Origin of the sequence: Rhizobium tumorigenes (genome assembly GCF_003240565.2) — a bacterium.
Taxonomy (GTDB): domain Bacteria; phylum Pseudomonadota; class Alphaproteobacteria; order Rhizobiales; family Rhizobiaceae; genus Rhizobium; species Rhizobium tumorigenes.
This window is the reverse complement of the sequence record NZ_CP117258.1, coordinates 144,442-169,848: the sequence shown is the minus strand read 5'-3', so window position 1 is coordinate 169,848 and position 25,407 is coordinate 144,442. Positions and strand designations below refer to the sequence as shown.

The 25,407-nt window shown below is 61.0% G+C and carries 20 protein-coding genes and 1 pseudogene; 5 read left to right on the top strand and 16 right to left on the bottom strand.

Features of this window, described 5'->3' with window-relative positions; translation table 11 throughout:
* Window positions 1-2: 2 nt before the first annotated feature.
* The 4 genes from PR017_RS24395 to PR017_RS24380 form a co-directional block, all read right to left on the bottom strand.
* The gene (locus PR017_RS24395; protein ID WP_111220962.1) at window positions 3-866 is read right to left on the bottom strand and encodes an ABC transporter permease; all 864 of its coding nucleotides are present in this window, start codon (window positions 864-866) and stop codon (window positions 3-5) included.
* On the bottom strand, window positions 863-1,804 hold the full coding sequence (locus tag PR017_RS24390; protein ID WP_111220974.1) for an ABC transporter permease: 942 nt from the start codon (window positions 1,802-1,804) through the stop codon (window positions 863-865). Before PR017_RS24390 ends, PR017_RS24395 begins: the two co-directional genes overlap by 4 nt.
* A gap of 25 nt (window positions 1,805-1,829) precedes the next feature.
* Window positions 1,830-3,347 carry an ABC transporter substrate-binding protein gene (locus tag PR017_RS24385; RefSeq protein ID WP_111220961.1) on the bottom strand — a complete coding sequence of 506 codons (1,518 nt, stop codon included), beginning with the start codon at window positions 3,345-3,347 and terminating at the stop codon, window positions 1,830-1,832.
* Between the two features lie 64 nt (window positions 3,348-3,411).
* Window positions 3,412-4,893, bottom strand: a complete 1,482-nt coding sequence (locus PR017_RS24380; protein ID WP_111220960.1) for a M81 family metallopeptidase — start codon at window positions 4,891-4,893, stop codon at window positions 3,412-3,414.
* Between the two features lie 754 nt (window positions 4,894-5,647).
* On the opposite strand from PR017_RS24380, the gene PR017_RS24375 reads away from it, so the two are divergent.
* Complete coding sequence (locus tag PR017_RS24375) at window positions 5,648-6,511, top strand: MurR/RpiR family transcriptional regulator (protein WP_111220959.1); 864 nt, start codon at window positions 5,648-5,650, stop codon at window positions 6,509-6,511.
* Between the two features lie 152 nt (window positions 6,512-6,663).
* Here PR017_RS24375 and PR017_RS24370 read toward each other — a convergent pair whose 3' ends face one another.
* Window positions 6,664-7,770, bottom strand: a complete 1,107-nt coding sequence (locus PR017_RS24370; RefSeq protein WP_111220958.1) for a branched-chain amino acid ABC transporter substrate-binding protein — start codon at window positions 7,768-7,770, stop codon at window positions 6,664-6,666.
* Between the two features lie 270 nt (window positions 7,771-8,040).
* On the opposite strand from PR017_RS24370, the pseudogene PR017_RS24365 reads away from it, so the two are divergent.
* Window positions 8,041-8,703: pseudogene (locus tag PR017_RS24365) on the top strand (GntR family transcriptional regulator).
* 138 nt (window positions 8,704-8,841) lie between these two features.
* Here PR017_RS24365 and PR017_RS24360 read toward each other — a convergent pair.
* The 6 genes from PR017_RS24360 to PR017_RS24335 all read right to left on the bottom strand — a co-directional run bounded on the left by PR017_RS24360 (window position 8,842) and on the right by PR017_RS24335 (window position 17,655).
* Complete coding sequence (locus PR017_RS24360) at window positions 8,842-10,029, bottom strand: hypothetical protein (RefSeq protein WP_111220957.1); 1,188 nt, start codon at window positions 10,027-10,029, stop codon at window positions 8,842-8,844.
* A 321-nt stretch (window positions 10,030-10,350) separates the two neighbouring features.
* Entirely contained in the window at window positions 10,351-11,577 is a 1,227-nt protein-coding gene (locus PR017_RS24355) for an IS701 family transposase (protein WP_111219125.1), read from the bottom strand.
* A 67-nt stretch (window positions 11,578-11,644) separates the two neighbouring features.
* A protein-coding gene (locus PR017_RS24350; RefSeq protein ID WP_425070025.1) for an IS5 family transposase occupies window positions 11,645-12,423 on the bottom strand; the annotation gives its coding sequence in 2 pieces (ribosomal slippage) (window positions 11,645-12,081 and window positions 12,081-12,423; 780 coding nt in all).
* A gap of 326 nt (window positions 12,424-12,749) precedes the next feature.
* Window positions 12,750-14,078 (bottom strand): peptidoglycan L,D-endopeptidase MepK, encoded by a 1,329-nt coding sequence (locus tag PR017_RS24345; protein WP_240539176.1) that lies wholly within the window; start codon window positions 14,076-14,078, stop codon window positions 12,750-12,752.
* Between the two features lie 419 nt (window positions 14,079-14,497).
* Window positions 14,498-16,783, bottom strand: coding sequence for a heavy metal translocating P-type ATPase (locus PR017_RS24340; RefSeq protein ID WP_111223073.1), 2,286 nt, complete (start codon window positions 16,781-16,783; stop codon window positions 14,498-14,500).
* Window positions 16,784-17,172: 389 nt separating this feature from the next.
* Window positions 17,173-17,655: an Lrp/AsnC family transcriptional regulator gene (locus tag PR017_RS24335; RefSeq protein ID WP_111223076.1), complete on the bottom strand. Its 483-nt coding sequence runs from the start codon at window positions 17,653-17,655 to the stop codon at window positions 17,173-17,175.
* A gap of 97 nt (window positions 17,656-17,752) precedes the next feature.
* Between PR017_RS24335 and PR017_RS24330 the strand changes: the two genes are divergently transcribed.
* The 3 genes from PR017_RS24330 to PR017_RS24320 all read left to right on the top strand — a co-directional run bounded on the left by PR017_RS24330 (window position 17,753) and on the right by PR017_RS24320 (window position 20,974).
* Window positions 17,753-19,252 (top strand): aminotransferase class V-fold PLP-dependent enzyme, encoded by a 1,500-nt coding sequence (locus tag PR017_RS24330; RefSeq protein ID WP_111223072.1) that lies wholly within the window; start codon window positions 17,753-17,755, stop codon window positions 19,250-19,252.
* Window positions 19,245-20,123 carry an MBL fold metallo-hydrolase gene (locus PR017_RS24325; RefSeq protein WP_111223071.1) on the top strand — a complete coding sequence of 293 codons (879 nt, stop codon included), beginning with the start codon at window positions 19,245-19,247 and terminating at the stop codon, window positions 20,121-20,123. Before PR017_RS24330 ends, PR017_RS24325 begins: the two co-directional genes overlap by 8 nt.
* Before the next feature lie 71 nt (window positions 20,124-20,194).
* Window positions 20,195-20,974, top strand: a complete 780-nt coding sequence (locus PR017_RS24320) for a sulfite exporter TauE/SafE family protein (RefSeq protein WP_111223070.1) — start codon at window positions 20,195-20,197, stop codon at window positions 20,972-20,974.
* A gap of 55 nt (window positions 20,975-21,029) precedes the next feature.
* Here PR017_RS24320 and PR017_RS24315 read toward each other — a convergent pair whose 3' ends face one another.
* The 5 genes from PR017_RS24315 to PR017_RS24295 form a co-directional block, all read right to left on the bottom strand.
* Window positions 21,030-22,106 (bottom strand): NAD/NADP-dependent octopine/nopaline dehydrogenase family protein, encoded by a 1,077-nt coding sequence (locus PR017_RS24315; protein ID WP_111223069.1) that lies wholly within the window; start codon window positions 22,104-22,106, stop codon window positions 21,030-21,032.
* A 190-nt stretch (window positions 22,107-22,296) separates the two neighbouring features.
* Window positions 22,297-22,989, bottom strand: a complete 693-nt coding sequence (locus PR017_RS24310; RefSeq protein ID WP_111223068.1) for an amino acid ABC transporter permease — start codon at window positions 22,987-22,989, stop codon at window positions 22,297-22,299.
* 16 nt (window positions 22,990-23,005) lie between these two features.
* A complete protein-coding gene (locus PR017_RS24305) occupies window positions 23,006-23,713 on the bottom strand; it encodes an amino acid ABC transporter permease (protein WP_111223067.1) in 708 nt (235 codons plus the stop codon).
* A gap of 71 nt (window positions 23,714-23,784) precedes the next feature.
* Complete coding sequence (locus tag PR017_RS24300; protein ID WP_111223066.1) at window positions 23,785-24,612, bottom strand: transporter substrate-binding domain-containing protein; 828 nt, start codon at window positions 24,610-24,612, stop codon at window positions 23,785-23,787.
* Window positions 24,613-24,631: 19 nt separating this feature from the next.
* Window positions 24,632-25,369 carry an amino acid ABC transporter ATP-binding protein gene (locus PR017_RS24295; protein WP_111223065.1) on the bottom strand — a complete coding sequence of 246 codons (738 nt, stop codon included), beginning with the start codon at window positions 25,367-25,369 and terminating at the stop codon, window positions 24,632-24,634.
* Between the last annotated feature and the right edge of the window lie 38 nt (window positions 25,370-25,407).

Genomic DNA, 25,407 nt, shown 5'->3' with positions numbered 1-25,407 from the left:
GATCAGCTTTCTTTGGCGAGACGCGGATCGACGAGATCGCGCAGGCCGTCGCCGAGCAATTGCAGGGAGAGAACGGAGAAGACGATGGCGAGGCCCGGAAAAACCATCAGCCACGGGGCGTTGTTCATATATTCGCGCCCCGACGCCAGCATCGTGCCCCAGGTCGGCATGTCGGTGGAAACGCCGACGCCGAGGAAGGATAGGCTTGCCTCGGCCAGCATGGCGGAGGCAAAGACGAAGGTCGACTGCACCAGGATGGGCGAGGCCAGATTGAGCAGCACGTGGCGGACAAGGATTTGCCAAGTCGGCAGCCCCATGGCGACGGCAGCCTCGATATAGGGCAATTCGCGAACAACCAGCGTGGAGCCGCGGATGATGCGAGCAAGGCGTGGCGCATAGGTGATGCCGAGCGCCAGGATGACCGTGGTGAGCGATGGCCCGAGCGCTGCGACGAGCGCGATTGCCAGCAGGATATCCGGGAAGGACATCATCGCATCCAGAAGTCGCGAAATCGGCGCATCGAGCCCGCGGAAGAAACCGGCGGTAACGCCGAGGAGTACCCCGAGCACGGTCGAGATGGCGACGACGCCGAGGCTGACCAGCAGTGAAATGCGACCCGCAAAGATGGCGCGGGAAAAGATGTCGCGGCCGAATTCGTCGGTGCCGAAGAAATGCATCATCGACGGCGGCTTCAGCTTGTTGACGATCGACAGCTTGTTCGGCGCATAGGGCGCGATCCAAGGGGCGAGCAGTGCTGCTAGGACCACGACCACAAGGATGATCGCGCCGAAAAGCATGGCGCGGTTGCCGAGCAGGCGGCGCAGGCCGGCGGACAGGGGCATGGAGACGGACGCCATGGTGTTCATAGGCGCACCCGGGGATCAACGAGAATATAGAGCATGTCGACGATGAAGTTGATGATGACGTAAATGGCGGCGACCGTGAGCAGCGCGCCCTGAATGACTGGATAGTCGCGACGCAGGACAGCCGAGACGACGAGATTGCCGACGCCGGGCAGGCCGAAGACGGTTTCCGTGACGACGGCCCCAGCAACCAGCATGGCGATCGACAGTCCAATGACGGTGATGATCGGGATCATCGCGTTCTTCAACGCGTGCTTGAGGACGACGCGGCCGGCGCCGGCACCCTTGGCACGGGCGGTGCGAACATAATCCTCACCGAGGACATCGAGCATGGCGGCGCGGGTGAAGCGGGTGATCAACGCCGAATTGACGATGCCGAGTGCCACAGCCGGCAATACGAGATGGTGCAGCCGTTCGAGGAAGGGTGTCTCTGGGCCGCCATAGCCAGAGGCTGGAAACCAGCCTTGGCCGACGGCGAAGATCTGGATGAGCATCAGGCCGAGCCAAAAGCTTGGTACGCTGGCCGCAATCATCGTCAGCGTGACGACGATCTGGTCGAAGATCGTGCCGCGCTTGACTGCCGACAGGATGCCGACCGGCAAGGCAATGCCGACCGCGATCAGGATCGAGAATAGCGTGAGGAAGAATGTCGGCTCGGCGCGCGAGGCGAGTGCCGTCGTCACCGGCTGGTTCAGGAAGATCGACTGGCCGAGGTCGCCATGCAGGATGCCCAGCACGAACTGTCCGTACTGGACGATCATCGGCGCATCGAGGCCCATCTTGGCGCGCAACTGGGCGATATCAGCCGGGGTCGCATCCGACCCCAGCATGACGGCGGCCGGATCGCCGGGCGTGACGCGAACGATGATGAACACTACCGTTACGACGAGGGCGAGCACAATGGCCATGCCCCCCAACCGTGTTAAAAGTGCCCGTGCGATCTTGGCCATGGCCGGTCCCTACCCCTTACTTCTTCGGAGTGACGTTCCAGAAATGCGGCCAGTAGGTCGGCTCATATCCGGACACACTGTTGGAGAGACCGGAAACGGCATTGAAGTTGCCGACCTTGTAGAGCGAGGCGTCATCGTAGATGACCGTCTGGATACCGTCCCAGGCCTCCTTCTTGGCGTCGTCGGTCGTGGCATCCATGTAGGCTGCAACGGCCTTGGTCTTCTCGTCGGAAACGTACCAGCCGGGATAGCTGTCGGTGATGGTGTTGATCGTCGTCGGATCTCCCGGGAAATTGGAGTGGGTGATGAAGATGTCCCATTCCTTCGGATCGGCGCGGCGGGTGGTCAGCGTTGCCCAGTCGACAACCTGCAGGTCGACCTTGAAGCCGGCGGCTTCGAGATAGGCCTTGGCGACTTCACCGATCTTGTAGTGGAATTCGTACTGGCGGCTGGTCAGCAGGCGCAGTGGCGTGCCGTCGTAGCCGGCCTCCTTGAGAAGCTTGCCGGCGACATCCGGATCGCCTTCGCCGTAGCGAACGACGCCGGCTTCGGTGTGCCAGAAGGAGCCTTTCGGAAAGATCGAGCCGTCGACGCTGAAGAAGCGCTCATCGGAGAAGGCGGCGAGCATCATGTCGTTGGCGTTGAGTGCGGCCTGCACCGCCTGACGTAGTTGCTTCTTGACCAGGAGACCCTGCTTCATGTTCATGTTCATCGAGGCCCAACCGGCATCCTTGAAGATCACGGGCTTGGCATTGCCGCTCTTTTCGACGCGCTCATAGGCGCTGACAGGCAGCGAATCCGCATAGTCGAACTGCCCGGAAATCAGGCCCTCGACGCGGGTGTTGGCATCCGGCACCGGAACGAAACGGATCTCCTTGGCGATCGCCTCGCGCTTGCCGGCATAGTTGTTGGGCGTGCCTTCGGGCGACTTGTAGCCGTCGAAACGGACGAGCTGCGTGTACTGGTCGGGCTTGCGCTCCTTCAGCTCGTAAGGGCCGGTGCCGACGAAGTCGGTGAGCGTGTCCTTGACCTTTTCCGATGGCATGATGACCGAAGCCTGGGACAGCGTGGCGAGCAGCGGCGCATAGCGCGACTTCAGCTTGATGATGACGGCGTGGTCGCCTTCTTCGCTCAGGCTTTCGACGATGGCGGCAACCTGCTTGCCCTTGGAATTGATCGCCATCCAGCGCTTGAGGGAGGCGGTCACGTCCTTGGCATCGAAATCGCTGCCGTCATGAAACTTCACGCCTTCGCGCAACGGGATCCTGTAGGTCAGGCCGTCTTCGGAAATCGTCGGCATGGCGGCGGCGAGCAGCGGAACGGACTTCCATTGCGCGTCGTAGGTAGAGAGCGTCTCGAAAATATGCTGGTCGATGGTCAGCACGATATCGGTCGGCGTCTGCATGACGTCGAGCGTCGGCGGCTCGCCGATCGTCGCGACCGTCAGGATGCCGTCGCTTGCCGCAGCCAATGCGAGACTGCTCGTGCCGGCAAGGGCGGCCAAAGTCATCAGAACAAATGCACTCTTTCTCATAGTCATCCCCTTGTTGTTTTCGGTTCGCCAAGTCTTTCGGCCGGTTTCCCGTCCGGTCGAGAATTCAGGTATCCAGCCCCAGCGGATCGGCAATGCGCGGCCAGAGTTCCAGACTGGCCTTGCGATAGGGCGTCGTTGCAGGGTCGGTCGGATAGGAAGTCGGCGCGGCGACATAGACGATTTCGGACGAGACTGGCTGGAAGCCGGCAAAGAAGTGGTTTGTGGATTTGATAAGCAGCCATGACTTGCCAGTGAAATCGATGCCCTGGTTTGAGAAGATGTCCGGCTCGTAGGTCTGGGTGCGGCTGGTGATCAGGATGATGTCTATATTCGAGCCGACCGGCCTGACGACCGCAGCCCTGCCGAGCGTCACGCGCGAATTGCGGAAACTCTGCGAGCCGGCGTCGAAGACTTTCTGCACGGTGACGCTGAGGTCGAGCGGCTCTCCGCCCTCGGGACCGGACTTGCCGCCGACGCGCAGGGAAAGCTCGGCGCCCTCGCCCGCGGCATGGCAAAAGGTGACGGCGATGGGGTCCCAGATCGTTGCGACGGCGAAATTGTCCATGCCGCGTTCCATCATCCGGCGCAGGACATGGGTGGCGTCACCGGCGACGCCGCCGCCGGGATTGTCCCAGACGTCGGCGATGGTGACCGGCTTTCCAGGATGGGCAGCGCGGATAGCGACTGCCGCGTCGAGGCCAGCCTCGGTATCGACCATCGGCATCGCGGTCTCGCGGCGAAGGCCGTAGAGCTCGCGGCCGAGGGCAGCCGCCAGTTCGTCGCCCTTCTGTCTGTCGTTATCGGTGACGACGACGATGCGGGTTCCCATATCGGGCACATCGCCGGCCATGAAGCCGTGGATGACGGACGCCGACAGGATGCCTTCCTTGCCTTCCATCGCCTGCATCCGATCTACGAAGGAGCGCATCGGCTCGCGGCTGGTCGGGAACAGGGTAATCATCCGACAGTCGAAGGTGGATATGACCGGCTTGATTTTTCCACGCAGGGCCTGGAGAGCCAACTCGACCACATGTTCGCCACGCTGTTCGAAATCCGTATGGGGGAACTCCAGGAAGGCCGCCATGAGATCGAGATTAGAGACGCGAAGCGCCGTCAGATGGCTGTGCGGGTCGAATTCTGCAGCGATCAAGACATCCGGGCCGACCATGTCGCGAACCCGCGAGAGGAAATCGCCCTCCGGATCGTCATAGCCCTGAGCGACCATGGCGCCATGCAGGCCGAGCACCACCCCATCGACCGGCAGGGCAGCTTTTAGCTCGGCAAGGATCTGGTCGCGCAGGGTCTCGTAGGTCTGGCGCTGGATGAGACCGGCCGGTTCCGCCCAGCAGGACGTGCCCTTGATGACGGTAAAGCCTTCCTGCTTGCCGCGGCGGCGCAGGATCGGGACGACGGAGGAGCAGAGCGTCGGCGTGTCCGGGTGCTCGCCCGGCCCGGCATAAAATGCCGCCTTGAAGGCGTTCATATCCGTTGGTACGGGAGAGAAGGTGTTCGTTTCAGTCGCCAGCGAGGCGGTAAAGATGCGCATGTCTGTCGCCCAAATACACGCCGGCCTCCCAGCCACAGCAATGGGCAGGTACCGGCGTTATGTTGTCTGTGTGTCTGGTTTCCGCCTGTCGGCCCGCCGTGAGCGACCAGTCAGGTCGGCAACTGTCGAAGTGTTCCCGAAGTCCGATTTCCCGTTTTTCCTAAAGTTCCCGCTCACCGTTTCGGTGTAATTTATTTTCTTAATTATGCGTCCAAGCCGCTTGAAGTCAATCGATTATCCGCTGTGACGTCAATTTGTGTAATTTATTTTCTATCTCGTCGAAATTGGAGGTTATTTTTTCACGCGGAGCTTCCGACGGGAAAACGCCTAGGTTGTCCCGAGAGCTTCGGCACGTTTTGAATCAATAGGTTCTTCCATTCGTCGCAGTCTGTGGCAGACGGCGCGGACCGAGCGTCATGAAAAAAGCCATCAGCGCAAAGGACATGATTTTCATCATTGAGCCTCTGCTGGGCTCAGGTCGGAGCTCCATGGGGAGATTGGCGAAGGGCGCATCGCCAACCTACCTAGCACTGACAGCCCGAAAGCCTGGTTTCGGCTACGGACAATGCCGCTGCAGTAGACAGCTGGGGATACACAGGCGCAACGATCCGCGATACGCGACCTGCTTTATCGTCGCCAGACCCACGAGATCCATTGATGCATGCCGACATCGTGCTATGAAAAATCCGAGACGATGAAATTCATTTTCACCGCTGCCTCTCATTCTCCCGTGCTGTTTCGAGGAAGACACCGAATGGACCTGTTTCATGCCCTTTCCGATGAAAATGGAAAACTCTCGGGCCTGGACGCCAAGCTGGCGCAATTTTCGCTGGAAAATGTGGATGCGGTCGTCAATTTCTCGATCATCGAACTCGCGGCACGCGCGGGCGTGTCACCGCCGACCGTGACGCGCTTTTGCCGACGGCTGGGCTGCCAAGGCTATTCCGACTTCAAGGTGCAACTCGCGAAGATGGCCTATGTCGGCTTGCGATACCTGAAGCCTGATGCACCGACGGCGACCGCTGAAGAGGTTGCCCACGATATCGTCTCGAAGGCCCAGAATGCATTGTTCGAGCTTCATCGCCAGCTTGACCTTTCCGCTATAGAGAAGGCGGCTCAACTGTTGCGGGCAGCCGAGTTCATCCAGGCCTTCGGCGCCAGCGGCAATTCAGCGATGATCGTCAACGAATTGCACAACCGCCTGTTTCGTCTCGGCTGCCGCATCCATTCGTCCAACGACCATGGCATGAACCAGATGATGTCCGCCTCGGTACAGCCGGGCACCGTCGTTTTCGGCTCTTCATTCACCGGTCGCGACATGGAGCTTGTTCGTAGCCTGGAGCTTTTGCGGGAGCGCTCGATCCCGACCATCGCGATGACCCAGAGCGGTTCGCCGGTCGCTGCTGCGGCCGACGTGGTGATTGCGATCGAGATGCCGGAGGGCAAGAACATTTTTCGTCCCACCTCTACCCGCTATGCCTACCTGGCAGCGATCGACATCCTCGCAAACATGGTCGCCTATGCCGACCGGACCACGGCCCTGAAATCGCTGCGCGCGATCAAGGAACAACTGGTCCGCAATCGCGACGGCGACGACCGCCAGCTTTTGGGCGATTGAAAGCGGCAGGCTAGTCTGACCGTTGACGGCACGCCGGACCAGCCCGACCAGAACGGATCCAGTTATCCGACGCTCTCTCGCGGCGCCGCGCCGTCGAACATCATGTTCAGAGGGCCGATCGGGCCAGCAGGGGCCCGATCGGCAACGCTTGTTTATTCCGCAGCGACAATCTTGCCGCCTTCCCACTTGTAAAGGGAGAAGCTTTGCGATGTGAGGTCGCCTGTCTCGCCGTAGGTCAGATTGCCGATTGCTGTTGTGATAGGCTGACCGGACTTGATGGCCTTCGACACCGCATCGACGTCCTCGGCACTGCCGGCCTTCTCAATGCCTGCCTTCAAGACCTGAACGGCGGAATAGGCGTTCAGTGTGAAGGCCTCGGCAGGAATGTTCTTGGCTTTGAGCGCATCGGACGCGGCCTTCGAATCGGGGCTTTTGGTTGCGTCTGCCGCATTCGTGAAGATCGTGCCGGCAGCAGCCTCGGTGCCGATCTTCCAGAATTCCGTGTTGGAAAGGCCGTCGCCGCCGATCACCGTTGCCTTTACCGAGAGATCGGCCAGCTGCCGCACAAGCAGGCCGCCTTCGGGATGGTATCCGCCGAAATAGATCACGTCGATCTTTTCCGACTTGAGCCGCGTGGTCAGAGCCGAGAAATCCTTATCGCCCGGATTGATGGCATCATCGAGGACTTCCTTGGTGCCGGCCGCATTCAGGGTCGCCTTGAAGGCATCCGCCAAGCCTTTGCCATAGGCGCCCTTGTCGTTGATGATGGCGATCCGTTTGCCGCTGAAGTTTTTGAGGACGTAGCGCGCCGCGACTTCAGCTTGCTGGTCGTCGCGTCCGCAGGTGCGCAGGACGTTCGTCAGGCCGCGCTTTGTCAGGTCGGGTGCCGTTGCGGTCGGCGTGACCATCAGGACGCCGTTTTCCGAGAAGACGTCGGAGGCAGGGATGGCAACGCCCGAAGTGACCGGACCCACGACGAAATGGATATCCTGGCCGACGAGCTGGTTGGCGCCGGAAACACCCTGCTTGGGTTCGCCCGCATCGTCAGCGGTTTTCAGCACGACTTTCTGGCCCAGGATGCCGCCGGTCTTGTTGATCTCTTCGATAGCGGTTTCAACACCGTTCTTCACCTGATCGCCATAGGCGGCGACCGGGCCGGTCAGGGGCGCGATCAGCCCGATTGTCACGTCTGCATGGGCCAAAGGCGCAAATGCAATTGAAGCGGCGAAAGTCGCTCCTGTCAAAGTCTTGAAACCCATTACTCTCTCCTTGGGAATATGATTGCCGAGTTCGAAGGCCCTGGCGCTGAAGCGTCGAGCGTCGGAGCCATCGTCCGGTGAACGGTCGTTGCGGCCATTTTTGGCTTCGAAACGTCCATGCGCGTTCTAGGGTTCCGGTCGGATTTGCGCAAGAAGGTACCCATTCGAATGAATGGCATACATTCAGCGACTAGACGAGACGAGATGAAGGTTATCAGCGAAGCAGCAGACGGGACATCCGCCTTACCAGACGAGCAAACGTCGGGGCCGATATCCAGCCAAGCAGCCAGTCGGACCCTGGCCGAGGCGGTCGCGGGCCGGATGCGCGAGCAGGTGATCTCCGGACGCCTGACGCCCGGCAGTCACCTGTCCGAACTGGCGCTGAGCGGGGAGATGCAGGTATCGCGCAACACGCTGCGCGAGGTGTTTCGCATTTAGACGAAAGAGGGACTGCTGCGCCACGAGGCCAATCGCGGCGTGTTCGTGACAACGCCCAGCATGTCTACGATCATCGACATATACCGGGTCCGCCGCATCATCGAATGTCCGGCGCTTGCCCAGGCCCACCCGAGCCATCCGAGCGCGAGAAAAATGCGCGCCGCCGTAGAGGCCGCCCGCCGCTGCCGCTCGGAGGGCGACTGGCTGGGTGTCGGCAGCGCTGATATCGCCTTTCACGCTGCGGTGGTCGATCTGGCCGACAGCCCTCGTCTTTTGGCATTCTTCTGCGAAGTATCGCTGGAACTGCGCCTGGTGTTCGGCCTGTTGCGCGACCCCGAGTCGCTGCACGCGCCCTTCGTCGATCAGAACCTCAAGATCCTGACCGAATTTGAAGAGGAAAAACCCGCACAGGCTGCCGCCAGCATGGAAATATATCTGAACCAGGCAGAGCGCTTCATCATGGGCGCTTATGGCCGGCTGTCCGGTAAACCCTAAGGCGAGCGGTCATGGGCCTTCGAAAAGGCCTTGCTTTCAGCCTGCAAGCCGGTCGCAATGAAGGCAAATTCCTCCCGCTCGCCCGCATGGACTATCGTGCGGACGGATCGTCGCGGCGCTTTGTTAAAGCCCGTCCCCTCAGCTGGCCAACCCATGGACGGCCTTGCGAACCCAGTCGAGCCGGCGGGCCGGGATGAGACCGTAATTGTAGAAATTGACGCCGTCCGCGCCGGCACTGACCGCCGCACTGGCGCTAACCGCAAGGGCCTCGGCCGAGGTAAATTCGGGATAGAAAACGCGAAGCCCGACACCCAGATATTTGTCCGGGCCCAGCGCGGCGCGACTGGCGCTCATCACGGCGGACACGGCCTCAGGCTCCATGTAGTAACAGCAAAGGATCGCCCCGTCGCAGACCTTGCCGATTGCGGCGAGGTCGACGCCGCCGAGCCAGGCGTCCTTTGTGTCGATCAGGACGATCCGCGTTGCGGGATCGGCTGCGGCGCGGATCTCGGCCACGAGGCTCGTCACGGGCTCCGTGCGCCAGCAGAGATACGCGTGAAGGTCCGACCAGGCACGGAAGGCATCGATGCCTTCCGCCGGGAAGCCGGGGATCTGGGCCTCCGGCACCTCCCGCTCGCACATCTCGGCGATAAACCGCTTCGCCGTGTCCCGCGCGCCCTCAGCGGCAACGCCGGTCTTTGCCGCGCGGGCCATGCAATGGGCGCAAAAGCAGATCGAGAGCAGGAAGTCGTCCTCCGGCAGCAGGCCGACGCCGTCCTTCTCGTGATGGTACCCATGGGCAAAGCCCATGAAACTCGGACTTTCGAGCTCGAGCATGTCTGGCCGGTAGCCGTGGGTGATTTCGCCTACCATGGTGACGACGTAGTCGCGCGCCGCCGGGCTCGAAGGGCAGAGACTGAAATAGTTGGCATTGCCGAACGCGTTGCGCGTGACATGCGCCGGATGCAGCATTCCGAGGCGGGTGTTGTGCAGGCAGACGGTCCAGCAGGAGACCTTCATGCCGCCCGTATCGCGCGCCTCCGTAAGCGCGGCCAGCATGTCGCCGCGCTCGCTGACGTTCTGTGCCATCATCGGCCTGATCTCCTTGCCTGCCCAGATGGCTTCCTTAGGGCGGTAGTAGACCGTTCCGTCCTCGGGGAAATAGGCTTTCTGATGCGGGCTGCGGGGCTGGAGGAACCGTCCGGCATGATAGGAGGTGGCCAGACTGATGGTATTGAGACCGGCGCGCTCCCGTAGCTCGGCGCTGGCTTGCGCAAGGCCCTGGTCCTGGAGGTCCCAGGGATAGGTCCACATGGAAAGATGCATGGTTCCGCCTCTCGGTTCTATGGATAACCCTTGCAGCAATCCGGCGCCGCTGGGTCGTGTGCTTGTGTCAGCTGTCGATCGGCTTTGCGACCCGGTTCAGGCAGGCTCGGCGTGGCTGCTGGAATGCAGGCGATGCGGTATCATGATGCCGCTTTCCGTAAAATACCGCCGCGCCTCCGGCTGATCCAGTCGCTCTAGCACTACTTTGGCAGAATTGAATTTTTGCTATGAAAGTGTTGTTGACAGTGCGGACATCGGATCTGTGCTGGCGGTATAGTAAGCGCATTGATCACGGCTCGACGGACGGCTGGCAAGGTCGGTTCAGGCGGCCCACAGCGAACTCGTCGCTTCTTTTTTTTCCCGCTTTGCAGTTTGCAATCTCTGGTGCTGGAGAAAAGCATAAGCGATCATCGTCATCAGAGCGTGCCGATGTAGGCCTTGCCACGATCGGCCCTCGAAGTGATCGAGACCGAGCTCCTCTTTCATCTGCTGATGCGCCTGTTCGCAGACCCATCTCGCCTTGATCGCGGCCGCCAGCACTTTCAATGTCGCATCGACCGGCAAATTGGACAGGTAGTATTTGCGCTCGTCGTTTGATCGCCATTCGCCAACTAGCCAGGCCGCTTCGCCCGGCATGTGCTGCTGTCCCTTGTCATAGATGCGCTGCGGCGTGCCATCGGCGATCCGGATGCGCAATGCTGCAAACCGTGCGGTCAGGCGACCTTTTGTGCCGCGGCGCCAACTGACCTTCTTCCAGCTTGCAGATGCCAACATCGTTTCGGCGGCAACCGAAAGGGTGTCGGGGATCGAATGTTTGCGAGGACGGCCATGACCGGAGACGGAAAAGATCAATCCAACATCATCGGGATAAACCTTCTGATGCTTGGGGATACCGACCGCCCAAGTGAGGCCACGTTCACTTAAGCCCTTTCGGAACGCAGCCGACAGGCCGTAACCTGCGTCAGCCAGCACTGTGCCAAACCGGACACCGGTCACGATCAACCGATCGATCTCGGCAAGAGCAATCTCCGGCTTCGTGCGAGAGGTCCGCATGTCGTCTGGGACCCCAGCCTTCGCCATGCGCTCCTGATCACCGATCCAGCTATCCGGCAGGAACAGACGCAGGCCAACCGGGACCGGCACCTCGTCTCGCGCAAGCGTCACTGACACCAGCGTCTGGCAATTTGCTCTCTTGCCCAGCATCGAGGCGTATTGCGGCGCTACTCCGACGGAATGATCCCCCTTCTTCGGCAGGCCGGTGTCATCAATCACCAGAAACGCATCGGATGCGCCAACGATCCTGTCCGCCTGCAGCGCGAGCTCGGCCTCAAGAGGAACAGCATCCCAAAGGCCGTCGGAAATGAAATGGTGGAGACGGTCGTACTGGCCTGGAGCGAACCGTTCCGCCATCGGCTCAATACTCTTGCGGTCTCCGGGACCGATAAGCCCCGACACATAAAGTGGACACATCTGTCGCCGTTTCTTGTGTCCAAGCTTCTCCAGAAACGGCTGCAAAAATGCTGAAAGCTCTATATCCCAATCCGCCATATCGCGCCCCAAAAGTGAGAGCGCAAATCATCTCAAACCAGGCTTGCCCGAATCTGCCAAAGTAGTGCTAGGCCACGGACTCATTAGTTGAGGCGATCCATATCCTCGTCGCGACAAGCTTGAGGGCGGCCATGTAATTATCAGCGCGCCGGTCGTATCGCGTCGCGAGGCCTCGCATCTGCTTGATACGGTTGAAGAACCGTTCCACGAGATTGCGCTGACGGTAGACCCAGCGGTTGAAGCTGAATGTCTGCTTTCGATTGGCCTTTGCAGGGATATTCGCCCAGCACTTGCGTTGCTTGGCAAAGTTACGAATTGCGTCGGTGTCATATGCCTTGTCGGCGAGGATCGTCGCGCCGGGCCGCAGGTCGCTCAACAGCTTTTCAGCCATCGGTGCATCGGCGGCTTGGCCGGCGGTGAGTTCAAGCCGAACCGGTCTGCCATCTGCATCGACAAGAGCGTGGATCTTTGTCGTCAGGCCGCCGCGCGAACGTCCCATGCAAGGATCGGCAGATCCCCCTTTTTAGCGTTGGCACCATGCTGGTGAACGCGAACACAAGAACTGTCGATCATCACGATGTCTCCATCGTAACGCTTTGAAACGGCGTCCAGAAGACGATCCCAGACGCCCGCCTTGCGCCATCGGGAGAACCGATTGTAAAGCGTCGTGCGCGGGCCATAACGCTCCGGCACATCTCGCCAAGACGAACCAGTCCTGAAACGCCACAGGATGCCGTTGATCACCCGGCGGTCATCGACACGTTCAATTCCACGGCTATTGTTCGGCAAAAGAGGTGCAATGATAGCCCATTCTTCGTCGCTCAATTCATGACGGCGCATGGCAATCTCCTTTCAAGGAGATTGAATCACACACCGTCAATAAGATGAACCCCGTTTATGGGGACACTGCCTAGGTCATGACACCAAACCTCGACGTCACTGCGGGCGCCATGACTCCGGGATTCGACCAGCCACGGCGCTCGGCATGTGTCGCCGGCTGTACGTGACAGTGGTAGAAGCTGCAAGGGCGGAGCGCCTGCGAGACGGCTGCGGAGACGTGTTGCGACCCGGCGATTGCTGCTCACTGTCGTCACACGCAAATGCGCAATCGCGGGTCCGTCAACCATTGCTGCACAGGAGCTGAACGAAACAAGCATGCCTGCTTACCCGGTTCAACCTTCAGACGAGAAGCGTCCGGCATCGAATTCTGCTGATCCGGTGCGGGGGGCTATCGTGCCAGTGATGGCTGCCTCTTCCTGGGGGCGCCGCTCAAAGGTCGCCAAACTCGCTGTCGTTGCCTGCGCCGACGGCCGGATGCTTTGGGTTGCGAACGCGCCGTGGCCTCTGAACCTCTGGGCGGAACGCGCTACGGCGCCGTGCATGGGAAGAGAGGCGATCGATGTCAGCGGCTCGGTGAAGAAAACACGGGGGACGCGCGGGACGGATTTTTCAGCCTCAGCCGTGGGCCGACCACGGTTCCCGACTTCGACCGCGGCGACTTTGATTTGCGGGGGGCGGAGCGTGGGAAGCGGGACCATTTGCAGGGCCAAATCGTCATCAAGAGGATTTCCGCGGCCGAGCTGGTTGTCGAACATCGCCTGCGCCCTGGTCTTCGGAACTGGAAGCATGGCCGTCAGAAGGCTGTCGCCTGAACCGGTCGAAACGACATCGCCGTCTTCGTCTGCGGTCGGATCGGCGACGCCTATGGCGGGCTTCCGCCCGGCGTCGGCCAACGGCCTGGTTTTTGGAACGGGAAGCATGGCTGTCAAAAGGCTATTGTCCGAACCGGGCGAAACGACATCGCTGTCGTCATCCGCGCCAGGATTGGCGACGCCTGTGCCGGACTTCTGCCGGGCGGCGGCCAGCGCCTGATTGTATCCCGGCAAAGGACGGCCATCGGCTGGACGATGCAGGGTTCTTCCATCGGGGAAAATCTTTGCCAACTCCTGACGGGACATGCGCGGCCACGCCCTGACATTGCCGACGTCCATGTGGACGAAGGGCGAGCCGGAGGTCGGGTAAAAGCCGACGCCACCGATCTGCATCTGCATGCCGATTGCACGCAGCGTCGACAGGTTCACACCGGGGATATAGAAATCCATTGCCTTGCCCAGCGTGTGCTGGCTGCGCTTGGCGACCCCGGTATTGGCCGAGCGACTCCTGAGCATATTGTTGGTGTCCGGAGAGCGATAACCGGAGACAATGTGAATGTAGTCCCTCGAGCCGCTGCGCTTGTGGACTTCCCAGATGAGATCCAGCAACTCGGGATCCATTTTGGCGGGCTCGTTCTTGCGCCAGTCCCGCAGGAAGCGGTTGACCTGTGCCAGGCCCCTCGGATCGTATATCCCGTTGCGCTTGAACGTGATCGACGCCTTTTCTCCGGTATGGACGAAATAGAGCTTCAGCGTCTGGGTTGCCGCGAAGGAGGCAGAGGCTGATCCCAACAGCGCCACGCCGATCAACACCGATGTCAGAAATGTCTTGCCTGCTCTGCGAGGCAAGCTGAACAACGACGACGCGACTGACTGACAGTGAGACAAGGATACTCAACCTTTCATGCGACACAGAAACAGGTGCGGGCATGATCGTGAGGCATTTATGGTAAAGAAACCCCTAACATTGATCGAAGATGCCGACGCGCCCGACATGGACGCGCCGACGTTACGATGGACTTGCGCCAAAATCATGCCGGCACGGTTCTCTGTGCTGGCCGAGATTGATGGTTAATGTCGCCCGTACCATTGTGTTTTGCCTTGCGTCGCGCGACTTCGATCTGCCGGTGGGAGCGATGGTCGCATTTCCGGTGTGGCAAGAGCTCGGCATCGACTATGACGGGGCCGATCGTGACCTGCCAGCTACCCGCCGGTGGCCGCGCCCTGGTCGGCTTCGTCAAAATCAGCATTATTGCGTGATGCCCCCGTCAGGCCTTGGCCTTCCAGGCCAGCAGTCGCATGGCGTTGGCGGTTACGAGGACCGTCGCGCCGGTATCGGCCAGAATGGCCGGCCATAGGCCCGTAATACCAACCACCGTCGTCACCAGGAACACCGCCTTCAGCGCGAGCGCCATGGTGATGTTCTGGTGGATGTTGCTCATCGTTGCCCGCGACAGCAGGACCATGTTGGCAACGTCGGTGACGCGACCGTGCAGCACGGCCGCATCGGCAGTTTCGAGTGCGACGTCCGTGCCGCCGCCCATGGCGATGCCGACATCGGCGGCCGCCAGCGCCGGCGCATCGTTGATGCCGTCGCCGATCTTGGCGACGATCTCCTTCTTTGCCTGGAGTTCCCGCACGATCCGCTGCTTGTCCTGCGGCAAGAGTTCCGCATGGGTCTCCATGCCCAGCGTCCTGCCGATGGCGGCCGCCGCTTTGGCATTGTCGCCGGTCAGCATGACCGAGCGGATGCCGGCGGCCTTCAGCGCCTCGATGCCGGCACGGGCGTCGGTGCGGGGCTCGTCCCGCATGGCGATCAGCCCGGCCACGTCATCGTTCACCACAAGGATCGAGACACTTTTGCCGTCGCCGTTGAGGGTATCGATCTGGCTTTCCTGCTCGGGTGTCAGAGCCTTGCGTTCGCGGGCTGCCGATGGCGACAGCAGCAGGAGGTCTTCGCCGCCGACGCGTCCGGAAACACCCTTGCCTGGCAAGGCGATGGAGTCTGCTGCGGGTGGCACGGGCACGCCATCCGCCTTGGCCCGCGCGAGAATGGAGAGCGCCAGGGGGTGACTGGAGCCACGCTCCAGGGCCGCCGCCCGGGACAGCACCTGCGCTTCCGTTCGCCCGAATCCGATGATGTCGGTGACCTTCGGCTTGCCTTCGGTCAGCGTGCCCGTCTTGTCGAAAGCCGCCGTGGTGACCTTGCCGAGGCTTTCGAGGACGGCGCCGCCCTTCAGCAGCAGGCCACGCCTGGCACCGGCGGAGAGGGCCGCCGCAATTGCGGCCGGCGTGGAAATGACCAGCGCACAAGGGCAGCCGATCAAAAGGATGGCCAGCGCCTTGTAGACCCACTCCGACCAACTCGCGCCGACCACCAGCGGCGGCAGGACCGCCACCAGCGCCGCCACGACGACGACGCCCGGGGTGTAGTAACGTGAGAACCGGTCGATGAAACGCTCGGTCGGCGCCTTGCTTTCCTGTGCTTCCTCGACGAGCTTGACGATCCGCGCGATCGTGTTGTCGGATGCCGCGGCTGTCACGCGAACCTTGAGAACGGCCTCGCCGTTGATCGTGCCGGCGAACACCTTGGCAGACACGGTCTTGCGCACGGGGTTGCTTTCGCCGGTGACCGAGGCTTCATCAATGGCGCTGCTGCCCTCGATGATCTCGCCGTCTGCGGCGATCCGGTCGCCGGGTCGGATGACGATGACAGCGCCGACCTTCAGGGACTCGGCCGGCACTTCCTTCGTTTCGCTGCCCTGCTCCAGCAGCGCCGTCTTGGGGACCAATGTCGTCAGCGACTTGATGCTGTCGCGTGCCTTGCCGGCGGCGACGCCTTCCAGCAATTCACCGACCAGGAACAGGAACACGACCATGGCTGCTTCCTGGCCTGCGTTGATGATAACGGCGCCGATAGCGGCAATCGTCATCAGCATCTCGATCGAGAACGGGATGCCGGCCAGCGCCGCCATGATGGCGCGACGCCCGATGGGCACCAGGCCGACCAGCATGGCTGCGATGAAGAGGTAATCGTTCTGTTGCGGGAGGAGCAGGCTCACTGCATAGGCAGCCACCAGGGCGGCGCCCGAGAAGATGACCAGCTGTCCTTTTTTGCTGGCGTACCAGGGGCCGGACGATGGTCCATGGTCGTGTCCATGAAGATCGGCCGCTGGCTTGGCGGCGTGGTCGTGACCGGAATGATCATGGTGGGCATGGGCATGGCCGGCGTGGTGATCGTGTTCCGCGTGGTCATGATCATGGTCAGAATGATCGGGGCCGGCGTGATCGTCCTCATGTGCGGCGTGGTCATGGCTGGATGCAGGAACCTTCGCTCCGAGGGGAGCGACGCCGTAGCCAAGGCCGGTGACCTTCTTGGCGATCGCCGCAAGATCGCTCTCCGCGCTGTGGCTGACCGTCATGGTGCCGGCCGTCACCGAGACCGACACGTCGTCCACGCCGGGCATGCGGCGTACGGCGGTATCAATCTTCGTGGCGCAGCTCGCACAATCCATGCCTTCGACGCGGTAGCGGGTCTGTGTAGTTTCGCTCATGGCGCGGCCCTCCTGGGTATTGTAGACGCAAGCCGGACTCTCGCCTGTCGGACTTGAATTCAATCTGCAACGGGGCGCCGCTGATCGCTCGACGCGCCCGGAACTCTGGCCGTGGCCGTACCTGGGGATGAGACAATCCAGGCAACTTTCATGGGTCAGAAGCCGACGGTACAACCTCTAGCGACTAGAGCGGCAAGCGGAAAATCCATGAAAAGAGCAATATTCGTTGACGCGGGCTCGCCAGGGCGATGCGCACGTCCTGCTCTCCATCACCGAGAAGTCGTCGTGCTATTGTCCGCCGGACCATGCGGCGCCTGCAGTCATGCTCCACCAGTCTGGGTGGATGCGCCCGGTTCGTTTGGCCGTCCGCAAGCGGAGGCCCGCTGTGGCTACTTTATGCGGCCGAGGTCCACAGCCCGGTTTCGGATGATGGCCTCCATCGCAAAGTAGCCAGTGACCGTCGCGAGGTCGAAGTTCGTGATCAGTTTCTGGTAGAAAGCGTCGTAGCCGGATATGCCGCGCGTCACCACCTTGATCAGGTAGTCCCAATCTCCGCCGATCCGATAGAAATCGATAACCTCGGCGAGCCGGCTGACATGGTTGCGAAAATCCTCCGACCATTCCTTGGAATGGTGGCGGGTGCGGATCATGACGATTGCCGTCAGGTCGAAGCCCAGCAACTCGAGATTGATCTCGCTGCGCGATCCTCCCAGCACGCCTGATGCCTGCAGCCTTTGGAGACGTCGCCAGCAGGCATTCTGCGACAGCCCTACCTGCTCGGCCAAATCACGCTGAGCAAGCGCAGCGTTGCGCTGGAGACATGTCAGCATTCGTAGATCAATGTCATCGATTTTCAGCTCTTTTTCGATCATACGACCCATATCGTGGGGGATTTTTCGTAAGAATGGTGAGGTTTTCAACCTTGATACGCATTAGTATTGTTGTCAATTCCTATCTGGAGACCAGACAATGCGCGATCGAACCGAACGCCGCACTTCGAAAGAGCTCGTCACCGTTCTCGGCAAGTTCAAAGCCAGCCTTGATGTGCGGGAGCCGATTGCCGCATTGAGAGACGGCCTGATTGGCGCGAAGGCGAAAGTGGACGGTCCGTTCGGCCAGAAGGCACTTGTCTATGCCGATTACGTCGCCTCGGGACGCGCCCTCAGGCAGGTCGAGGACTTCATCCTGGAAGAGGTCCTGCCCTACTACGCGAACAGCCACACAGAAGCGTCCTATTGCGGGGGCATGATGACCCGGCTGCGCCGCGAGGCTCGGTCGGTGATAGCAGCGTGCTGTGAAGCGACCACGGATCACGCGGTGATCTTTGCCGGATCCGGCGCAACGGCGGGCCTCAACCGGCTGGTCAATCTCCTGGGTGTCACCGCAGCTGTCGCCTCCGGTCAACGCGTCTGCATTGTCATCGGCCCCTACGAGCACCATTCGAACATCCTGCCTTGGCGCGAGAGCGGAGCGGAGGTCATAGAGATCGCCGAAGGCCCCGATGGCGGGCCGGATCCCATCCTGCTGCAGGAAGCGCTCGCGGGCATCACGGCAGACCTGATCGTCTGCACATTCTCTGCCGCCTCGAACGTCACCGGCATCCAGACCGATATCGCGGCGATTACCAGAGTTGCCAAGGCTGCGGGCGCCAGGGTCGTCTGGGACTACGCCGGCGCCGGACCTTACCTGCCGATTTCGATGACGCCCGAGCAAGGTGCAGACATCGATGCGATCGTTGTGTCACCGCACAAATTCCTCGGCGGCCCCGGCGCATCCGGCGTGCTGATCGTGCGGTACGACGCCGTCACCACCCGGAAGCCTTCGTGGCCGGGCGGCGGCACCGTCAAGTTCGTTTCGCCGACCGGCCATGACTACAGCGACAGCCTGGAAGCGCGCGAGGAGGCCGGCACCCCGAACGTCATCGGTGATATCCGCGCTGCCCTCGCTTTCCTCGTCAAGGAGGCCATCGGGGCGGACGAAATGCAACGGATGAACGACGCATTCACGGAGCGGGCCTTTGCTGCCTGGCAGGATGTGCCGGAGATCGAGCTGCTCGGCTCGACCGAGATGGCCCGGCTGCCGATCTTTTCGTTTCGGATCCGCGACGGCAAGGGCGGCTATGTCCACCAGCAATTGGTCACCCGGATGCTCAGCGACCGTTTCGGCATCCAGGCCCGTGGCGGATGCGCCTGTGCCGGCCCCTACGTGCACCGGCTGCTTGCCATCGACGCCGAGGCGTCGGAGCGGATGCGGCAGGCGATCCTCGACGGCCGCGAAATCGAGAAGCCCGGCTTCACGCGGCTCAATCTCAGTGTGCTGCTGTCGGACGAGAAAATAGCCTTCATTCTCGCCTCCGTCGCCCAGCTGGCACGGGACGCCGTCACCTACGAGGCCCAGTATAAATTCGATCCCGCGCGCGCCATTTTCACACCGCTGACCGTGGCGCGGCAGGAAATGGTCCATGCATAGGCCCGACGTCGCAGCCTTCTTCGATCCGCGCACCTATTCGATCCAGTACGTGGTGAGCGACCCGCGGACCAAGGCCTGCGCGATCATCGATCCCGTCCTCGATTTCGACGAGAAATCGGGCTCGACCGCTACCCAAAACGCCGATGCATTGCTGAACTATATCCGCGACCAGACGCTGGATCTTCGGTGGATCCTCGACACCCATCCGCATGCCGATCATTTTTCGGCCGCCGCGTATCTCAAGGAGAAGACCGGCGCACCTATGGCCATCGGCGCCCATGTCACCGACGTCCAGAAGATCTGGTCGCAGATCTACAATTGGCCGGATCTGCGCGTCGACGGCAGTCAGTGGGATCGGCTGTTTGCCGCCGGAGACAGGTTTTCCATCGGCGATATCGACGTCAGCGTCATGTATTCGCCGGGGCACACCTTGGCTTCGATTACTTATTTCGCCGGCGATGCGGCCTTTGTCCACGACACGATGTTCATGCCCGACAGCGGCACGGCCCGCGCGGACTTCCCGGGCGGCAGTGCCCGTTCCTTGTGGTCCAGCATCCAGGACATCCTGGCGCTGCCTGACGATACGCGGCTGTTTGTTGGGCATGACTACCAGCCCGGCGGGCGAAAGCCCCTTTGGGAGAGCTCGGTCGAACGGCAGAGGGCCGAAAATATCCACCTCAGGCAGTCACCGACCGAGGCGAAGTTTGTCGCCATTCGCGAGAAGCGGGACCGGATATTGCCGATGCCGAAGCTGATCCTGCATGCGCTGCAGGTCAACATCAACGGCGGCCAACTTCCCGAGCCGGAAGAGACCGGGATGCGTTATCTCAAATTGCCAATCGGGGCTTTCCAGGCCGCTGTCTGGTCCTGAGCGAAGGTCTTGCCGGGCACAGGTTTCGGCAAGCTGCAAAATTGTCTCCGTCGCGCGTTGGACCGACAGATATGTCGCTGGATCTCTATCAATATGGCATCGGGACCCTGTGTGGGGCGCTGGTCGGCTTTACCCTGGGACTGCTCGGCGGTGGAGGCTCGATCCTCGCGGTGCCGCTCCTCGTTAATGCCGTCGGATTGGCCAACGCCCACGTCGCCATCGCCACGAGCGCCGTGGCCGTGGCGGCCAATGCGCTGATCAGCCTCGTGATGCATGCGCGCCGCGGCACCGTCATCTGGCGTTATGCGCTCTTCTATTGTGTGCCAGGCGTGTTCGGCGCAGTGGTCGGCGCCACCTTTGGCAAGACGCTCGATGGCGACCATCTGCTTGTCTGGTTCTCGGGACTGATGATCGTCGTTGCCATCCTGATGATGCGGCGCATCAGACTGGTGAGCGACGACGTCAGTGCGTTCGACAGCAGCAGGGCTCCCAAAGTGCTTGCGGTCGGCGCGGGAACCGGAATGGTCTCCGGATTTTTCGGCATCGGGGGCGGATTTCTGATCGTGCCCGGGCTGGTTTTTTCCGCCGGCATTTCGACGATCAATGCGGTATCGACGTCCCTTGTCGCCATCGTGACGTTTGGATCAACGACCGCTGCGATCTATTCCTTCTCGGGGCTCGTCGACTGGCCGCTGGCGACGGTCTTCGTTGCCGGCGGGGCCTTCGGCTCGGTTCTCGGCTGCAGCCTGGTGCATCGGCTGAAGCCCTATCAATCGACATTGAACGGGCTGTTCGCCGGCGTGATCCTGATATTCGGCCTGGGTATGGCCTGGCGCGCGTTGGCAAGCTGAGATCGGCGCAGCCTTTGCCCCAGGAATTCATGCGGCTGTACTGGCCGATCGACCCTCAGGCGACAAAGCCCTCTCTGCAAAGCGCGTTCAGATCCGCGGGCGACATATTCTCCAGGGCTAGATCCGGCAGAAGATCGTTGGTGCCCGCCAGATCCAGGCCGTAGGCGGCCGAGAAAATATTGACGCCGGCTTCATGCAAAACGGCAGGCCGGGCGCTCAACTGGCCGAGCAGCACCGTTTGCAGCAAGCCGAACGGTACGTCTTCCAGCACGTAGCGGCTATCCGCGCTCTTCGGCCCCACGCCACCGCGCCCTTCCAGGTGCATCTGCTGGTTCATGTCCGAGACAGTTCCCATCGGAACGTGAAACGACAGCGAGAAATGCTCGCGCACTGTCCTGACGGAAAGCCCGAAGCTCTCAGCAATCGCCAGCCGTTCGGTATCGAGCGCTTCGATGAAGCGTCCGACTAGCGGCGTGACATGTTCGCCCTGCCCCCAGCTCTCCCCCTTCTCCATGCGCGTCAGGTTCATGAGTGCGATGCCAAGATGGTTTTGCGGATTGAGATTGCTGAGCGCGATCGCCAGCAGCCCGTCCCGTTCGACGAACCGTTCACCGAAAAGCTGGCTGCAGAGTTCCATGCCCACGCTGCCGGCGGATTGCGGTACAGTCGCGATGTCGACCTTTTGGCGCACCGTATTGATCTGCACCTCGTGGTCGCTCAGCCGGCGCGCCGTCAACACAGTCGTTCCCCAGACGATGATCGGCAGCACGATGCGACGATCGGCGAGGATCTTTGACAGATACAGAGCTCCGAATGAGCTGTGGGAGCTGATGATGACCGGTTGCCCACTGCGAAGGTAAGGTGCTGCCGCGTCCATCGCCGCGCGATGACCGTTGGTCGGCATCGCGATGAGTACCGCGTCGGCCTCCGCAAGTGCGCTGCCACAATCGTCGGCAACGGCGACCGCGCCGGAAAACTCGAATGAGCCCGTGGCAACGAGTGCCTTCCCCTCGGCGAGGCCCTGCGTGCTTTTGCCCGAAGGCGACCACAGAACCGGCTGGTGTCCCTCCTTCGCCAGGAAGGCAGCGACACCGAACGCGATTGAGCCGGCTCCGAGAATTGCGATACGCATGGAAAATATTCCTCGTAATGTCAGTCGTGTTGGCCGGAAATGGGATGTGGTTGCGATCCTCGGCAGCGGCGGGCGTTGCGCAAATTTGACCGTCACTGCGGACGCATCGGGCATCGGAGTTTTACGGATCCCAATGCCCGAGCTGCTCTAAGGATTTCTGTCGCCGGAACCGTCTGCCGCGTGGCAGACGTCAGGTCCTGAGCCGGAAGGCTTTCTCGGTCCTGTCGGCAATCTGCGTGACGATGTAGGCGATCAGCATGTAGATCACGACGGCAATAAGGAAGGCCTCGAGGTAGTAGAAGTTCAAGGCAGCGGTCAGTTGCGATTGCGCGAAGATGTCGACCACTTCGATTGCGAAACCGAGCGACAAGGCCTTCATGATCACCATCACCGAGTTGGCAAGGTCCGGGATGGCCGCAACGACGATCTGCGGAAACAGAATACGGCGGAACAACTGGGTACCGGTGTATCCCAGCGAATGGGCTGCGTCGGCCTGCCCGGTATCGAACGAGTTCAGCGCGCCTTTGACGACCTCTGCCTGGAACGCCGAGACGCAGGCGATCAGCGCAACGACGAGGATGACCCAGTTCGGGGTGCCGAAGCCGTTCATCTTCAGTCCCACCAGCGAGGCAAGATATTGGATGATGTAGGGAAGGCTGTAGTAGAACAGGAAGATCACGACGACCATCGGGACACCCTTGAAGATGACCTTGTAGCCAATCACGAGTTCCCTCAGGACGGGGATGCGCCTGTATTCGATCAACGCGAAAATGCTGCCGATGATCGTCGAAAAGACGAAGACCAGGACCGCCATTCCCACCGTCACAGGCACGGCGCCGAGGATTTCCCATAGGTCCGGGATCAGGACTTCAGATTCAAACATGTGCCGGTCCTCTCTGTCAGACGCTTGCCAGGGCGACGGTTTTGATCGTGGCTGTCTTTGACGCGTACTTGGACGACCGCAGCTCGAAGGCGCGAACGATGAGCCAGGTTACCAGGCACATCACGGAATAGATGACCGCCAGCACGAGGTAGGTCTGGAACTGATACTGGTTGTAATCCCGTTCCATGATCAGATGCGCCGTCGCCATCACGTCGGCGGCACCGATGTACATGACGAGCGCGACGTTGTGGATCAAGTAGATGATGGAGTTGCCGTAGCCCGGCAGCGCGATGTGGATCGCCTGCGGACCGACGACGCGCATGATCTTCTGGCGGAATGTGTAACCGAGGCTATCGGCCGCATCGTGCTGGCCGCGTTCGACCGCGAGATAGGCAGGCCGCATCACCTCCGAGAGATAGCCCCCGTGGTAGAAGCTGAGCCCGATCATCGCCGCAGCCGTTGCCGAGAGAAAGTCCGGAACGCCGAATACCGCGCCCAAAAGGGGAAGCCCGTAGAACGCCACGAACAGCTGCAAGACGACCGGCACGCTTCGGGCATAGGAGACGTAGAGATCGGCCAGCTGGCTGATCACCGGCACTCTGCGAACGCGGAACGTCGTCGCAATGAGAGCGAGACAGAAACCGGCGATCATGGCCACGAACATGATCGCGAGTGTCAGCGGCATCGCCGACAGCAGCTCGGGAATCATTGCAGAAAGATCCACTTGGAACACTCCCTTAAAGGTTCAACCTTGAACCGCTGCGGATGCAGCGGTTCGTGAAGGCTGAACTTTGATCACTTCATGTAGGTGGAGATGTTTTCGCCGAACCACTTCTGCGAGAGCTTGGCAACCGTGCCGTCGTCCTTCAGCTCTTTCAGGACCTTGTTCACGTCGTCGGACAACACCTTGTTTTCATCCGACTTGTGAATGAGCACGAAGGTGTTGTTGATGTAGACCGGCTCGCTTGCCACGACGTCCAGCTTCTGCTGCTCGATGACGGTCTGTTCGCCCAGGTTCGATGGCAGGACCATCGCGTCGTACTTGCCCTGCTGGATTTCGTTCAGGCGGTTCGGATAGGGAACGCCGGCGTTGGAGGGGGTGACGTTGATCTTGTAGCCCGGGTTCTGCTCCTGCCAGCCCATGATAAACTTGTAGGTGCCGCCGCCAGCCGTGACTGGCACGAGCGACTTCCCGACCAGGCCCTTCATATCCTTGATGCCGCTGTCTTTTTTGCTGTAGATCTTCATCAGGCTGGCGCCCTCTGGATTTTCCGGGATGAAGAACTGTTTCACGCGGGCGTCCGACTTGTAGTAGCCGCCAACGGCCATGTCGTACTTGCCGGTCGCAAGACCGGTTTCCTGGGCGATATCGGCGACGCCCTCCATTTCGAACTTGTACTGCGGCAGCTTTGCGTTGATCGCCCTGAGGAGATCGGGTTCGTAACCCTGGGGCTGTTCGCCGAGCGCGCCCCAAGCCAGCGGCTTGGATTCTGCGGAGGTGGCGATCTTGATGGTGCGGACGGCGTCGGCATGGCTGGCGCCTGCGGTCGCAAGGGCGATCGCGATACCGCCGGCGACGGCAAGGCTGAACTGACGGCGAAAGGTCGAATGGAATGCAGACATTTCTTGGTTTCCCTTTGGGTTAATGCACGAGTTCAGAATTGAGGAATTGCGCGAGGCGGGGGTTGGAGGGCTGGTCGAAGATTTCGGAAGGGCTGCCATCGGCAGCGACGACGCCTTTGTCCATGAAGAGGATGCGGTTCGAGATGTTCTTCGCAAACTGCATCTCGTGGGTGACCAGCAGCGACGTGATCCCAGACGAGGCAACGTCCTTGATCACCTTGAGGACTTCTCCAACAAGCTCCGGATCGAGCGACGAGGTGGGCTCGTCGAAGAGCATCATGTCCGGCTTGACCGCGAGCGCGCGTGCAATGCCCGTGCGCTGCAACTGGCCGCCTGAGAGCTGCGACGGATAGTGATCCTTGCGCGTGGAAAGACCAACGCGGTCGATCTCTTCCATGGCCACCTGCCGTGCTTCGTCCTTGGACTTGCCCTGCACCACGACGAGCGGGTCCATGACATTTTCGAGTACGGTCATGTTCTTGAAGACGTTGAACTGCTGGAAAACCATGGCGGTGCGAAGCCGTATCGCCTGTACCGCGTTCTTGTCGGCGCGCTGGTAGTCCATGTGGATATTGTCGAACGTGATCGTCCCGGATGCCGGCTTGGCCAGGTAGTTGATGCACTTCAGCAGCGTCGTCTTGCCGGTGCCACTCGGTCCGATGATCGACGCGACATCGCCGCGCTTGACGGAGAGATTGACGCCGTTGAGGATCTGCGAAGATCCGTAGGACAGCTTTAGATCTTTGATTTCAAGCATTTCTGATCCTTCCGGGCGTGACAATTTGCGTCTTCGAT

What these genes read in the sequence shown, in the direction of transcription:
- PR017_RS24395 (WP_111220962.1), bottom strand. Translation starts at nt 866, where the DNA reads ATGAACACCATGGCGTCCGTCTCCATGCCCCTGTCCGCCGGCCTGCGC.
- PR017_RS24385 (WP_111220961.1), bottom strand. Translation starts at nt 3,347, where the DNA reads ATGAGAAAGAGTGCATTTGTTCTGATGACTTTGGCCGCCCTTGCCGGC.
- PR017_RS24315 (WP_111223069.1), bottom strand. Translation starts at nt 22,106, where the DNA reads ATGCGTATCGCAATTCTCGGAGCCGGCTCAATCGCGTTCGGTGTCGCT.
- PR017_RS24375 (WP_111220959.1), top strand. Translation starts at nt 5,648, where the DNA reads ATGGACCTGTTTCATGCCCTTTCCGATGAAAATGGAAAACTCTCGGGC.
- PR017_RS24370 (WP_111220958.1), bottom strand. Translation starts at nt 7,770, where the DNA reads ATGGGTTTCAAGACTTTGACAGGAGCGACTTTCGCCGCTTCAATTGCA.
- PR017_RS24310 (WP_111223068.1), bottom strand. Translation starts at nt 22,989, where the DNA reads ATGTTTGAATCTGAAGTCCTGATCCCGGACCTATGGGAAATCCTCGGC.
- PR017_RS24360 (WP_111220957.1), bottom strand. Translation starts at nt 10,029, where the DNA reads ATGCATCTTTCCATGTGGACCTATCCCTGGGACCTCCAGGACCAGGGC.
- PR017_RS24325 (WP_111223071.1), top strand. Translation starts at nt 19,245, where the DNA reads ATGCATAGGCCCGACGTCGCAGCCTTCTTCGATCCGCGCACCTATTCG.
- PR017_RS24340 (WP_111223073.1), bottom strand. Translation starts at nt 16,783, where the DNA reads ATGAGCGAAACTACACAGACCCGCTACCGCGTCGAAGGCATGGATTGT.
- PR017_RS24355 (WP_111219125.1), bottom strand. Translation starts at nt 11,577, where the DNA reads ATGGCGGATTGGGATATAGAGCTTTCAGCATTTTTGCAGCCGTTTCTG.
- PR017_RS24330 (WP_111223072.1), top strand. Translation starts at nt 17,753, where the DNA reads ATGCGCGATCGAACCGAACGCCGCACTTCGAAAGAGCTCGTCACCGTT.
- PR017_RS24320 (WP_111223070.1), top strand. Translation starts at nt 20,195, where the DNA reads ATGTCGCTGGATCTCTATCAATATGGCATCGGGACCCTGTGTGGGGCG.
- PR017_RS24380 (WP_111220960.1), bottom strand. Translation starts at nt 4,893, where the DNA reads ATGCGCATCTTTACCGCCTCGCTGGCGACTGAAACGAACACCTTCTCT.
- PR017_RS24335 (WP_111223076.1), bottom strand. Translation starts at nt 17,655, where the DNA reads ATGATCGAAAAAGAGCTGAAAATCGATGACATTGATCTACGAATGCTG.
- PR017_RS24300 (WP_111223066.1), bottom strand. Translation starts at nt 24,612, where the DNA reads ATGTCTGCATTCCATTCGACCTTTCGCCGTCAGTTCAGCCTTGCCGTC.
- PR017_RS24295 (WP_111223065.1), bottom strand. Translation starts at nt 25,369, where the DNA reads ATGCTTGAAATCAAAGATCTAAAGCTGTCCTACGGATCTTCGCAGATC.